This window comes from Vibrio sp. ABG19, from assembly GCF_029962385.1.
Taxonomy (GTDB): domain Bacteria; phylum Pseudomonadota; class Gammaproteobacteria; order Enterobacterales; family Vibrionaceae; genus Vibrio; species Vibrio ostreae.
Window position 1 is genome coordinate 2,050,112 of the sequence record NZ_CP071708.1, and the last position, 13,115, is coordinate 2,063,226.

Genomic DNA, 13,115 nt, shown 5'->3' on the forward strand with positions numbered 1-13,115 from the left:
TTGTTTCATCTTCTGTGATGCTTTGACTATCTGTGATTTTTACCTATCCGAGATAGCTTGAAAGCGCCGACTCACGATTTAGTTCAGGCTTTCAAAGAAGTCATCACTGGTTTTAAAATCACCGGCGATATCCATCAGGTTGCCGTCATTATTAAAATTGACGACCAGATTTTTCTGCTCGGTGTCGCCGTGTCCTGGTGTGTGATGGTAGATGTAATACCAGGTATCCGGATAGCCGTTTTCTACCAGCATTGGCGAGCCTAATACGTAGCGTACCTGATCTTTAGACATACCAAACTTCAGTTGATCAACCGACAGTTGCTCAACGTAGTTACCTTGGTTGATATCGATACGATAAACCAGACGCTCAACGACAGAACAGCCTGACAACATGGTCACGGCAAGGGGTAGGGCAACAAGCCACTTGGTTAACTGCATATTCAATTCTACTGCTGATCAAACTCAAAACTGGGGTGATAATAAACAAGCTCAGGGCAGAAGTAAAAACTTCACACTCTCCCTGAGCTTTTTATGACTGCGAATTTTGAATTAGGTTGCAAAGCGTGAACAAAAATTAGCAAATTTTGTCGATTAAGCCGCGATGAGCAGCTCTTTGGCATTGGCCAGCGTCGATTCTGTGATCTGGCTACCACCCAGCAGGCGAGCCAGCTCTGCTACTCGTTGTTCATTATCAAGCTTAACCATCTGGGTTTCCGTAGTGCCGCCTTTGGTGTGTTTAGCGACAAACAGCTGGTTATGACCGCAGCCGGCAACCTGAGGTAAGTGGGTGACACACATGACCTGGGTGGACTCGCCCAGGGTACGCAGCATTTTGCCGACTACGGCTGCCGTCGGGCCTGAGATACCCACATCCACTTCATCGAAAATCAGGCTCGGAGTATCGACTTTCTGCGCGGTAATCACCTGGATGGCGAGCGAAATCCGCGACAGTTCACCGCCGGACGCAACTTTGGCGATTGGCTGCAACGGTTGGCCCGGGTTGGTGGAAACCAGAAAGGTCACTGAGTCAAAACCAAGCGGCGATGGGTGGCCGCCCTGATTACACACATCAATTTTGAATTCGGCTTTTTCCATGCTCAGTTCATGCATGCTCTGGCTGATGAGCTTATCCAGCTCTTTGGCATAGCGGCTGCGTGATTTGTGCAGTTTCTCTGCCACGTTGACCAGTAACTGGTATTTGTTGCCGACTTCTTCTTTCAGCTCCGACATTTTTTCTTCCGAGCAGTCGAGTTGTTCGATTTGCTGCAGCAGATCCTGATGATGCTGATACAGCTCTTCCGGCAGGACATGGTGCTTGCGTGACAAGGACATAATGCGTGAGTAGCGCTCTTCGACATACGCCATGCGCTCCGGATCGACATCGATATTATCCAGATAGGAACGCAGTTCATTGTTGGCTTCTTCGAGCTGAATCATGGCTTCACTGATCATATTTGGCAATACGGCCAGTTTTGTGTCCATTTCAGCCAGTTCAATCAGGGTATGGCTGACGCTTTGCAGCATGCCAAGCGCGTTGACATCTTCACCTTCGTAGAGCAGTTCAATTGCTTGCTGGCAGTTCATCGCCAGTTCACCGCTGTTGGACAGACGTTTGTGCTCCTGCTCCAGCTCAGCGTATTCGTCTTCGCCGATCGCCAGTTCATTCAGTTCTTTGATTTGGTATTCGAGCAGTTGCAGCTGAGCCAGATTCTGCTGGCTGTTTTCTTGCAGCTGTTTTAACTGATTGTTGGCCTGACGCCAGTTTTGGTAGGCAAGACGGGTCTTTTTCATCAGTTCACCGTGGCCGGCGTATTGATCCAGCATCGCCAGCTGTTGTTCCGGCTTCATCAGTTGCTGGTGAGCATGCTGACCATGGATGTTGATCAGCAATTGACCTAGGGATTTTAGCTGAGAAAGTGGTACCGGACTGCCGTTAATAAAGGCGCGTGAACGGCCGTCTTTGCTGATGGTGCGACGCAGAATGCAGTCTTTGCCATCCAGCAGTTCGTTATCTTCCAGCCATCGGGTGGCGTGAATATTATTGTCGAGGACAAAAGCGGCGCTGACTTCGGTTTTTTCTTCACCTTGTCGCACCATGCTGGCTTCCGCGCGGCCGCCTAAACAGAGGCTAAGCGCATCAATGGCAATCGATTTACCGGCACCGGTTTCACCGGTGATGGTGGTCATTCCCTTTGACAGCTCCAGTTGCAGAGCTTTAACAATCGCAAAATTATTTACACTTAGATGAGCCAGCATTTTGTGCACCTGTATAATTGAACAATACTGTATAAGAAAACAGTATATACTGTTTCTTTATACAGTAAAGTTGGTCAGGTGAAATCTTTTGCTTAACCAGAGAGAAAGTGTGATCTGGGTCTCGTATCTTGGTTTTAGAACAATTTACTCGACCAGCCGAGCTTATTTCGCAATACATGGTAATAGCTGTAGTCTTGCGGATGAATCAGTTTCAGCACGTTAGGGCTCTGATAAATATGGATTTCATCTCCAGGTGACACTGGTAGGGATACCTGGCCGTCACAGCTGATTTCCTGCGTGCCCCGATTATCTGGCGAGACAATCAGCTTGATATGGCGCTTGCCGTCAACGACCAATGGGCGGGATGAGAGGGTATGCGGGAACATAGGGACCAGAGTGATGGCATTCAGGCTCGGCGACAAAATCGGGCCTCCGCCGGAGAGTGAATAGGCGGTAGATCCGGTCGGAGTCGAAATGATCAGGCCGTCTGAGCGCTGGGAAAACGCAAAATTGTTGTCGATGTAGACTTCAAATTCAATCATATGAGCGATTTTTCCCGGGTGCAGCACCGCTTCGTTGAGGGCTGCATTCTGGCTTTTCACCTGGCCGTGGCGGTGAATTTCTGCTTCTAGCAGAAAACGTTCTTCTTCCAGATAGTTGCCGGCGAGGACATCAATCAGACGATCCTGAAAATCTTCCGGATTGAGGTCGGTTAAAAAGCCAAGGTTACCGCGGTTGACGCCGATAACCGAAATATCGAAGCGCGAAAGGACACGTGCGGCTCCGAGCATGTTGCCGTCACCACCGACAACGATGCCGAGGTCAGCATGCTTGCCCAGTTCAATCAGACTGGCGAAGTGGTCTCCGGGGATATCGGTCAGGATGTCACGCAACCGATCATCGATAAACACGGACTTACCTAAAGAAGTTAACCAATGGTAGAGATCTTTATGTGTCTGAATTGCTTGTTGATCCCGGGGTTTACCAATGATGGCGATCACTTCAAATGGGTTTTTCATAAGTTTTCCAACCGAATTAGGCTTGAATCAGAATTCTTCATCCCCATAATAAAGGCAAGTTACGCTTTTATGCGAATTTTTGTGTCAGGAAACGAGGGCTTATTGCGGTTTTCCGGTCAAATATTAGACCAGGTCGTCATTATCAGCGACTTACTGAGGAAAACAGTAATAATCTCATAAGCATTTCAACTCCTTAGCACATAAGTGATAAGAGTTCTGGAGATATCATGAGCAACGAAGAAAACAAGATGAAAGACGAAGAGCTGCAGCAAGACGCGGTACAAACTGAAGCGGAAGCCGTAGGCACTGATGCTGATATCGATTGGAATCAAGGCGCTGACTCTGCAGACGAACTTGATGAGAAAGAAGCAAAGATCGCTCAACTGGAAGCCGCTTTGCTGACCAGCGAAGAGCGTGTTAAAGAGCAGCAGGATGCCGTGCTGCGTGCCCGTGCTGAAGTGGAAAACATGCGCCGCCGCAGCGAGCAGGAAATTGACAAAGCACGTAAATTCGCGCTGAGCCGTTTTGCTGAAGAGCTGCTGCCGGTGATTGATAACCTGGAGCGCGCAATTCAGTCGGCTGATAGTGAAGTAGAAGCGATTAAACCGATTCTGGAAGGCGTTGAGCTTACTCATAAAACGTTCGTCGACACGATTGCTAAATTTGGTCTGAAAGAGATCAACCCGGAAGGTGAAGTGTTCAATCCGGAGCTGCACCAGGCGATGTCGATTCAGGAAAGCCCTGACCATGCATCAAACACAGTGATGTTTGTAATGCAAAAAGGTTATGAGCTGAATGGTCGTGTTGTACGTCCGGCGATGGTAATGGTTGCTAAATAAGCATCATCTGCCATAACGGCTATGACAATCAAGTAAAAAAAGAGAGACGAATGTCTCTCTTTTTTTATGCCTAACAGTGCAGTAACTCACTGTTGCGTATGGCTTTCTATTATTAATTGCTAATTAATAATAGAAATAACACTAAAAACAACCGATTAGAGTTTAATACGGGATTGATGGCTAAAAAATGTTCATTATTCTAACTTGCTCAATGTAACATTTTTGTAAACAAATGCTTTGGGTTGTTGGTTTGCTGTGTATGATGCGCGCACGTTTTGCACAATGTGTGACATAAACGGCTGTATAACTAGAAATACTCAACACAACAATCTGGAGTGGAACGATGGATAAATCGCTCTCAACAAAAATCTTTTTAGGTTTATTTGCTGGCTTGGTGCTCGGCACCGGTATTCAGTATCTTTTTTCGGGCGTTGCCCTGTTTGATGTATATCTGCTTGGCGCTGCAGAAGGCGCAGGCGGGATGTTTGTTTCTCTGATCAAATTGCTGGTGGTGCCACTGGTTTACGTATCGATCGTATGCGGTATTGTTGACCTGAAAGACATCTCGGCTTTTGGACGTCTGGGAACCAAAACTTTCGCGCTTTACCTGGTTAACACCATTATTGCGATTACGGCGGCACTGACCGTTGGCATGATTTTCCAGCCGGGGGCGGATGCGAATCTGGCCGGGACGGTTGCGCAGGCTGTTAAGCTGACCACAACAGAAACGCCGGACATTTTCTCGCTGGTGGTAAACATTGTACCGAGTAACCCGGTACAGGCGTTTGCTAACGGTGACATGCTGCAAATTATTTTTATGGCGATTCTGACCGGTCTGGCCATTCAGGCCCTGGACTCTCGTGGTGGCCCTGCGATCCGTACTTTTAAAATGGCCAATGAAATCATGATGAAGCTGGTCGGTCTGGTGATGAGCCTGGCACCATACGGTGTATTTGCCCTGATGACTCAACTGGGTGCGACGCTGGATGCGAATACCTTGTTCTCGGTCGCCGGTTATGTGGCCCTGGTGGTAGTGATGCTGGTGTTCTGGATTTTCGTCTTCTATCCGGTGGTCGTCGGCATGACAACCAGCGTTTCACCGAAGCAATTTTTGCGCGCGACCCGTGAGCAGGTACTGTTCTCGCTTTCGACCGCCAGTTCAAATGCCACCATCCCGGTGACGATGCGTACCCTGACTGAAAAGCTGCAAGTGTCAAAATCGGTAGCCGGTTTCGGTGTGCCGCTTGGCGCGACCATGAACATGTCCGGTGTGTCTATTTATATTGCGCTGGCGACCATTTTTGTTGCCAACGCGTTTGGCCAGCCGATTAACTTGGCCGATATCTTTACTCTGGGTCTGACGATTCTGCTGCTGTCGATTGGTGCCGGCGGTGTTCCGGGCGGCGGTGTGGTGATGGTCGGTGTATTGCTGCACCAACTGGGCCTGCCACCAGAAGGTCTGGCGATTATCGCTGCGGTCGACCGGATCAACGATATGTTCTGTACCTCATCTAACGTGGTGGGTGATACGGCGGTTAACACCATCGTGGCCAAAAGTGAAGGCGCGCTGGCTGCACAACAAGCGGACGGTGAACTGGCAACAGAATCACGCTAAAACAGCGTGCTGCAGAGCGATATAATCTGTTTATATTTCAGAGCGAAGCCTAGCGGCTTCGCTTTTTTATTGGCCAGGAACGGCGATTTGCCACGTCAGAGCGAGAAAAATTAAAACTTTTTTTATTTTGGCCCTTGAAAAGGCTCTTGCCGCCCTTATCTATGGGGCATACGAGAAACAAACATCAACGTTTTTGTTGGTGAGCAGGGTTGAAACCCGATTCTCTACCCCCACATAAGGGGTATAGCAAAACGAACATAGAATTTATTCGGAGATAGCCTGATGGGTAAGATCATTGGTATTGACTTAGGTACTACTAACTCATGTGTTGCTGTGCTTGACGGCGACAAACCTCGCGTAATTGAAAATGCTGAGGGTGAGCGTACAACACCTTCTATTATTGCGTACACAGATGGTGAAACGCTAGTTGGTCAACCAGCGAAACGTCAAGCTGTAACCAACCCAGAAAACACGCTGTTCGCAATCAAACGTCTGATTGGTCGTCGTTATGAAGACGAAGAAGTACAACGTGACATCTCTATCATGCCTTACAAAATCGTTAAGGCAGACAACGGTGACGCTTGGGTCGAAGCGAAAGGCCAGAAAATGGCAGCGCCACAGGTTTCAGCTGAAGTTCTGAAGAAAATGAAGAAAACGGCTGAAGATTACCTGGGCGAGAAAGTAACCGGCGCGGTTATCACAGTTCCAGCTTACTTCAACGATGCACAGCGTCAGGCAACCAAAGATGCTGGCCGTATCGCAGGTCTTGAAGTAAAACGTATCATCAACGAACCGACTGCAGCTGCTCTGGCTTACGGTCTGGACAAACAAGGCGGCGACCGCACTATTGCGGTATACGACCTGGGTGGTGGTACATTCGATATTTCAATCATCGAGATCGATGAAGTTGAAGGCGAGAAAACGTTCGAAGTTCTGGCAACCAACGGTGACACTCACCTGGGTGGTGAAGACTTCGACAACCGCATGATCAACTACCTGGTTGAAGAGTTCAACAAAGAACAAGGCATCAACCTGAAAAACGATCCGCTAGCGATGCAGCGTCTGAAAGAAGCGGCAGAGAAAGCGAAGATCGAACTGTCTTCTGCACAGCAAACCGACGTGAACCTGCCGTACATCACTGCAGACGCGACGGGTCCTAAGCACATGAACGTTAAAGTGACGCGTGCGAAACTGGAATCTCTGGTTGAAGACCTGGTACAACGTTCTCTGGAACCACTGAAAGTGGCACTGGCGGATGCTGACCTGTCTGTGAAAGACATCACTGACGTTATCCTGGTGGGTGGTCAGACTCGTATGCCTATGGTTCAGAAGAAAGTGGCTGACTTCTTTGGTAAAGAAGCACGTCGTGACGTGAACCCTGATGAAGCCGTAGCGGTTGGTGCTGCAGTTCAAGGTGGCGTACTGGCGGGTGACGTGAAAGACGTACTGCTGCTGGACGTAACGCCACTGTCTCTGGGTATCGAGACGATGGGTGGTGTAATGACTAAGCTGATTGAGAAAAACACCACGATTCCTACTAAAGCGAACCAGGTGTTCTCAACGGCAGAAGATAACCAGAACGCCGTAACTATCCACGTACTGCAAGGTGAGCGCAAACAGGCGACTTACAACAAGTCTCTGGGTCAGTTCAACCTGGAAGGCATCCAAGCTGCACCACGTGGTATGCCACAGATCGAAGTAACCTTCGACCTGGATGCGGACGGTATCCTGCACGTATCAGCGAAAGATAAGCAAACGGGTAAAGAGCAGAACATCACTATCCAGGCATCTGGTGGTCTGAGCGATGAAGACATCGAGAAAATGGTTCAGGAAGCAGAAGCTAACAAAGAAGCGGACAAAAAGTTCGAAGAGCTGGCCACTGCACGCAACCAGGCTGACCAACTGATCCACGGTACTCGTAAGCAAATCGAAGAAGCGGGTGACGCTCTGCCAGCAGACGAGAAAGAGAAAATCGAAGCTGCACTGAACGAGCTGGAAACAGCGAAGCGCGGTGAAGATAAAGCAGAAATCGACGCGAAAGTTCAAGCGCTGATGACGGCTTCTCAGAAACTGATGGAAATTGCTCAGCAGAAAGCTCAGGCACAGCAAGGCGCTGATGCTGGTCAGCAGTCAGCATCGCAAGATGACGACGTGGTTGACGCCGAGTTTGAAGAAGTAAAAGACGACAAGAAATAATTCTTTGTCTGAAGGGGCTTGAATTTGTACAATTCAGGCCCTTCATCTTCGACTCTTCCCTCACGGGAAACACGAAGTTCGATGCGGGCGTTGGGGGAAACTCTTACGCCCGTAAATTTGTCGACTTAGTTAAGGATCCTAGGGGCTAGATTCTTTAACTATGTCGATACAAACACCAAGCGGCGTAACCACGTCGTTTGCAGTAACAGATTGGTGACCTAGAACATGTCAAAACGTGATTTTTACGAAGTATTAGGCGTTAGCCGTGATGCCTCTGAGCGCGATATTAAGAAGGCGTACAAACGCCTGGCGATGAAATACCACCCGGACCGTAACCAGGGTGAGGCCAGCTCTGCGGATAAGTTTAAAGAAGTAAAAGAAGCGTATGAGATTCTGACTGATCCACAGAAGAAAGCGGCGTACGACCAGTATGGTCATGCTGCCTTTGAACAGGGCGGTGGCGGCTTTGGCGGCGGCGGTTTCGGCGGCGGTGGTTCTGCTGACTTTGGCGACATTTTCGGTGACGTCTTCGGTGATATTTTCGGCGGTGGCCGTCGCGGCGGCGGTTCTCCGCGTCCGCAGCGTGGCGCTGACCTGCGTTACAACATGGAACTGACTTTGGAAGAGGCCGTGCGTGGCGTTTCGAAAGAGATCCAGGTTCCGACTCTGGTGCACTGTGACAGCTGTGACGGTTCTGGTGCGAAGAAAGGCACCTCGGCTCAGACCTGTGGCACCTGTCATGGCCACGGCCAGGTACAGATGCGTCAGGGCTTCTTTGCTGTGCAGCAAACCTGTCCGACCTGTCACGGTAAAGGCAAAATCATCAAAGATCCTTGTGATTCTTGCCATGGCCAGGGCCGTAAGCAGCAGACCAAGACGCTGAATGTGAAGATCCCGGCAGGTGTGGATACTGGTGACCGTATCCGTCTGGCCGGTGAAGGTGAAGCCGGGGAAATGGGCGCTCCGGCGGGCGATCTGTACGTACAGGTGCACGTTAAAGAGCACAATATTTTCGAACGTGAAGGCAATAACCTGTACTGTGAAGTACCGGTCAGCTTTGCGATGGCAGCCTTGGGCGGTGAAGTCGAAGTGCCAACACTGGATGGCCGTGTGAACCTCAAAGTGCCGGAAGAGACTCAGACCGGTCGTATGTTCCGCATGCGCGGTAAAGGCGTGAAGAGTGTGCGCGGTGGTGCGGTTGGTGACCTGATCGTCAAGCTGGTTGTCGAAACTCCGGTGAAACTGAGCGCGCGTCAGAAAGAGCTGCTGCGTGAGCTGGAAGAGTCTTGCGGTGGCGAAGCGGCTAATAAGCATAAGCCAAAATCGGAAGGTTTCTTCAACGGTGTGAAGAAATTCTTCGACGATCTGACCAGCTAAGCTGAACACATTATTCGTTAAGTTAATCCGGTAACCTGTTAAACCGATAGTGATTAAGTAAAACGATCGTGATTAAGTAAAATGATAGTGATTAGCTTAAAGCGAGAATTAACAAGGCCTGCATTGCAGGCCTTTTTTGTGCCTGGTGATCAGCGCCAGCAGGCAACGGGCTCACGTTCGCCCTGGCTGCTGAGTGTCAGCCGGGTATAGAGCTGTCCGTCGCACCTGTCGCTGTTCTGCTCAGTTTGTGTTTGCGGTGTGGCATAAATCATATAACCACCTTCAGACAGCTCCAGTCCTATCTGATACCGGTTTGGGTCTGATTCGCACAGCAGGCAGTGGCCGGCGTTAAATATCTCCTGGCGGTGATAGCCGTTGCGGTAACTGGTCTCAAGCTGCAACTGAATCCGGGTCATGTCACTCAGAGCGAGGCCGCGGTACGCGCGCTGCATATGGTCAGCATAGAGCGGATAGGTCAGGGCTGAGAGTATCAGCAGCAGTGCCATCGCCAGGATCAATTCGATCAGCGTCATACCCTGAATGTTGCTTTGTCCTCTGTTGCAGTTATTTATTCGAATCATTTCCATCGCTTTTCCTGTCTGTATTCAGACCATTGTGAAACTTGTTAGCCTGATAGCAAGACGGGTTATGGGTTCTCTCTCTGATTGCATGAGGTTCTTGGAAATGGTTCGCGGATTTAGTTTGCTAGAGCTGCTGATAACGGTAGTGATGCTGAGCATTTTACTGACGGCAGCGATACCCGATTTCAGCCAGGTGACCGGCCGGGAAACAATGCGTTCTCTGGCGGGGCAGTTACAGGGCTTCATCCAGCACGCCAAATCCCAGGCTGTACTGCGTAACCGCGATTTATGGGGGCATATTGTCTGGGAGGCTGACAACGACAGTCACTGGCGTCTGATTTTGAGTGACAGCAGCGAACCCGGTAGCGGAGAACGATTAATGGCACTCGATGGCCGCGAGTTCCACGCGCTCAAGCTGAGAGCCACCTTCGCGCGCGACCGGATTCAGTTTGATGGTGTGCGCGGCAAAGTCAGTAACGGCAGTTTCTATTTTCATCCCGACGGTGCAGGGGCTCCGGAGCTGCGTCTTACCACGTCATTTGGTGCCAGCCGGGTGATGGTCTGTGCGCCGGATGGAGAGAGCTATGGCTATCCAAAATGTGATTAATCCGTTTCATCGCGGCCTGCAACGTCAACGTGGTGTAACGCTGATCGAAATGATGGTGGCCTCTTTACTCGGGCTGATGGCATTGTCCGTGACCAGCCAGGTCATGATTAAAGGCCAGGCTTATGTCGCAGAGCGCAGCCAGCAACTGCTGCTGGTGCAGACTATGAGCAGTGTTATGCAGGTGCTGAAAGAGGATCTCTATCAGGCCGGATTTGACCGCGGCGGATCCGTGACTCTGCTGGATGGCGGTCATGTCATCCAGTCGGGGCCGGATGCGGCATCACTGGGTTATGTGTACCGAGTTGCCGAAAATGGTGAGCAGGCTTATCGCAACGTAGTGTATCGCTTTGACCGTGAAGAGGGAGTACTGCGTCTTTGCGAGAAAGCCCAGCCTGCACCGCTCACTTTTCTTCAGGCGTCGGACTCCGGCTGGGGCGGGAATTGTTATTCGCTGTTTGAACCGCGCCAGATCCGGGTTTCAGAGTTTCGGGTCACGACTTGGCGTGTGGCTGGCGGGCAGGCTACCGCTCTGCTCACCGAGGTCAGGCTCAGCGCGCGGCTGACCAGGCAGCCACAGTTCAGTCACAGCCTTTCCTTTCAGCTTTTAACCCGTAACGGAAAATGAGCACGAACGCCAAGGGCATGGTCACCCTGCTGGTGGTGTCACTGCTGTTGATGCTGGCGTTAGTGATGACGCTAGGGCTGCATCAGGCTCTGTTTTATCAAATCAAACGGGCCCACAATGAGCTGATTTCACGCCAGCAGTTCTGGATAGCGGAAGGCGGCCTGGAGTGCCTGTTCAGTATCACTCATCAATCGGGGCGACTGCCGGACAAGGCCAGTATTGCGCTGTGTAATCAGCATGGTTTAGTGCGGTTTGATTACCAGATGGTACAACCGAGCGAATCCGGTCAGCCGGGATTGGTGACGGTCGGGGCCAGTTACGGCTATCGGCGTATACAACGGACTCTGGCCTATGTCGTCGAGGCCGATACTGCTAGCAGTGAAGAGGCAGAAAGCGAGCCGGAGCAACAGCAGAGCATCGTCTGGCAGCCGGGATCTTGGAGCGCACGCTGAGATGGATATTTCGATGGTAAGAGCAGCTATCAGACGGAGAAAGAGAGAATGGCAGCGAGCCGCGTTAGGCGGCGTATAGCTGCCGGGGCGAACGGATTCAGCCTGATAGAAGTCATGATCGCCTTTATCCTGGTCAGTGTTGGATTGCTGGGGCTGATGAGCTGGCAACTGTTTATTGAGCAGCGCAGCGATTATGCACAGCGCAGCGGGCAGGCGCTTGCTCTGGCAGAGCAAAAGCTGACCTGGTTTTATACCCGGGGCGCGCAATCTTCGTTGTCTGAGCTGACGGTCGCGGATTTTGCGCGCGATGTGGTCAGCGGCGAAGAGGTTGCGGGTTCGGATTATCGCTTGGTCTGGAGTGTGACTCTACTCAGCCCGGTACTGAAATCGATTCGGATCGAAGTGATCTGGCGCGATCGACTCGGTGTCGAACGCAGCATAGAGCTAAGTACCCTGCTGTCACGCTATGCGCAATATCAGGCTGATGATGAATGATAAGTGGCGAAACCGCTTGTGGCGAAACCGATGGATTGCCGCGGGGATCATGTTGTTGTGAGTCACAAAAAGCCCGCAGCTGCGGGCTTAGGGGGTATCCGGGGTAACGCAGGGCGATGGTGAAATGCTGACTCACCTTACGCTTTCAGGAACTGGGCGTGGAACGCCAGATGTTCTGAAATAAAGCTCTGGATAAAGAAGTAGCTGTGGTCGTAACCCGGATGCAGACGAATCTGCACGTCTAGCTGCTTGGCCTCTGCTACGGCTTGCATTGTTTCCGGTTTCAGCTGGTCGTTGAGGAAGTTGTCGGCTTCACCCTGGTCGATCAGAATCGGCGTTTTGACCGGCAGCGCTTTCATCAGCTCGACCGCGTCGTACTGTTCCCAGGTCGATTTATCTTCCCCCAGGTAGTGACGGAACGCTTTCTGGCCCCATGGCACTGTCATCGGATGGCAAATCGGGCTGAAGGCTGAAATAGAGGTGTACTGATCCTGGTTTTTCATCCCGATGGTCAGGGCACCGTGACCGCCCATACTGTGGCCGGAAATTGCTTTCTGTTTGTTGACCGGGAAGTGGGCTTCAATCAGTTGTGGCAGCTCATCGACAATGTAGCTGTACATCTGGTAGTGCTGCTTCCATGGCTCTTGCGTCGCGTTGAGGTAAAAACCCGCGCCGAGGCCAAAGTCATAGGCGCCTTCAGCATCATCCGGTACGCCTTCGCCGCGCGGACTGGTGTCCGGGGCAACGATCGCGATACCCAGCTCAGCGGCTTTCTGGAACGCCGCGGCTTTTTGCATGAAGTTTTCGTCAGTGCAGGTCAGGCCTGACAGCCAGTAAAGAACCGGAACCGGATTGGTCGAAGACGCTTCCGGTGGCAGGTAAATCGCGAAACGCATGTCGCAGCTCAGCACGTCTGAGCGGTGTTGATATTGTTTGTGCCAGCCTTCAAACACCTTAGCCTGACTGAGATTGGTGAGACTCATTCTTGCTCCTTGGACAGAGTATTCCGATAGCACAAGGTTGCAGCGCCGTTGGCAGTGCTGCAACCTGATT

The 13,115-nt window shown here is 51.0% G+C and carries 13 protein-coding genes; 8 read left to right on the forward strand and 5 right to left on the reverse strand.

The window, feature by feature from the left end; all coding sequences use genetic code 11:
* Positions 1 to 78: 78 nt before the first annotated feature.
* From bamE to nadK, 3 genes are all read right to left on the reverse strand, one after another.
* Entirely contained in the window at positions 79 to 438 is a 360-nt protein-coding gene (gene bamE / locus J0X00_RS15695; protein WP_282477174.1) for an outer membrane protein assembly factor BamE, read from the reverse strand.
* Positions 439 to 591: 153 nt separating this feature from the next.
* Positions 592 to 2,256, reverse strand: a complete 1,665-nt coding sequence (gene recN, locus J0X00_RS15700) for a DNA repair protein RecN (RefSeq protein ID WP_282477175.1) — start codon at positions 2,254 to 2,256, stop codon at positions 592 to 594.
* 134 nt (positions 2,257 to 2,390) lie between these two features.
* The gene (gene nadK / locus J0X00_RS15705; protein WP_136483531.1) at positions 2,391 to 3,275 is read right to left on the reverse strand and encodes an NAD(+) kinase; all 885 of its coding nucleotides are present in this window, start codon (positions 3,273 to 3,275) and stop codon (positions 2,391 to 2,393) included.
* Between the two features lie 227 nt (positions 3,276 to 3,502).
* Here nadK and grpE point away from each other — a divergent pair, with 227 nt between their 5' ends.
* The 4 genes from grpE to dnaJ all read left to right on the forward strand — a co-directional run bounded on the left by grpE (position 3,503) and on the right by dnaJ (position 9,302).
* Entirely contained in the window at positions 3,503 to 4,114 is a 612-nt protein-coding gene (gene grpE, locus J0X00_RS15710; RefSeq protein WP_218562214.1) for a nucleotide exchange factor GrpE, read from the forward strand.
* A gap of 343 nt (positions 4,115 to 4,457) precedes the next feature.
* A complete protein-coding gene (locus J0X00_RS15715; protein WP_282477176.1) occupies positions 4,458 to 5,729 on the forward strand; it encodes a dicarboxylate/amino acid:cation symporter in 1,272 nt (423 codons plus the stop codon).
* A 282-nt stretch (positions 5,730 to 6,011) separates the two neighbouring features.
* On the forward strand, positions 6,012 to 7,925 hold the full coding sequence (gene dnaK / locus J0X00_RS15720; protein WP_136483534.1) for a molecular chaperone DnaK: 1,914 nt from the start codon (positions 6,012 to 6,014) through the stop codon (positions 7,923 to 7,925).
* Between the two features lie 225 nt (positions 7,926 to 8,150).
* The gene (gene dnaJ / locus J0X00_RS15725; RefSeq protein ID WP_136483535.1) at positions 8,151 to 9,302 is read left to right on the forward strand and encodes a molecular chaperone DnaJ; all 1,152 of its coding nucleotides are present in this window, start codon (positions 8,151 to 8,153) and stop codon (positions 9,300 to 9,302) included.
* Between the two features lie 149 nt (positions 9,303 to 9,451).
* On the opposite strand, the gene J0X00_RS15730 is transcribed toward dnaJ, so the two are convergent.
* Complete coding sequence (locus tag J0X00_RS15730; RefSeq protein WP_282477177.1) at positions 9,452 to 9,889, reverse strand: type IV pilin protein; 438 nt, start codon at positions 9,887 to 9,889, stop codon at positions 9,452 to 9,454.
* A 97-nt stretch (positions 9,890 to 9,986) separates the two neighbouring features.
* Between J0X00_RS15730 and J0X00_RS15735 the strand changes: the two genes are divergently transcribed.
* The 4 genes from J0X00_RS15735 to J0X00_RS15750 are packed head-to-tail and all read left to right on the forward strand — an operon-like array spanning position 9,987 to position 12,062.
* Positions 9,987 to 10,490, forward strand: a complete 504-nt coding sequence (locus J0X00_RS15735) for a GspH/FimT family pseudopilin (protein WP_282477178.1) — start codon at positions 9,987 to 9,989, stop codon at positions 10,488 to 10,490.
* Complete coding sequence (locus tag J0X00_RS15740) at positions 10,468 to 11,115, forward strand: prepilin-type N-terminal cleavage/methylation domain-containing protein (protein WP_136483538.1); 648 nt, start codon at positions 10,468 to 10,470, stop codon at positions 11,113 to 11,115. The genes J0X00_RS15735 and J0X00_RS15740 overlap by 23 nt, the downstream gene beginning before the upstream one ends.
* Entirely contained in the window at positions 11,112 to 11,567 is a 456-nt protein-coding gene (locus tag J0X00_RS15745) for a hypothetical protein (protein WP_218562209.1), read from the forward strand. The genes J0X00_RS15740 and J0X00_RS15745 overlap by 4 nt, the downstream gene beginning before the upstream one ends.
* Before the next feature lie 48 nt (positions 11,568 to 11,615).
* On the forward strand, positions 11,616 to 12,062 hold the full coding sequence (locus tag J0X00_RS15750) for a prepilin-type N-terminal cleavage/methylation domain-containing protein (RefSeq protein WP_218562208.1): 447 nt from the start codon (positions 11,616 to 11,618) through the stop codon (positions 12,060 to 12,062).
* A 137-nt stretch (positions 12,063 to 12,199) separates the two neighbouring features.
* Here J0X00_RS15750 and fghA read toward each other — a convergent pair whose 3' ends face one another.
* The gene (gene fghA, locus J0X00_RS15755; protein ID WP_282477179.1) at positions 12,200 to 13,045 is read right to left on the reverse strand and encodes an S-formylglutathione hydrolase; all 846 of its coding nucleotides are present in this window, start codon (positions 13,043 to 13,045) and stop codon (positions 12,200 to 12,202) included.
* Positions 13,046 to 13,115: the final 70 nt, after the last annotated feature.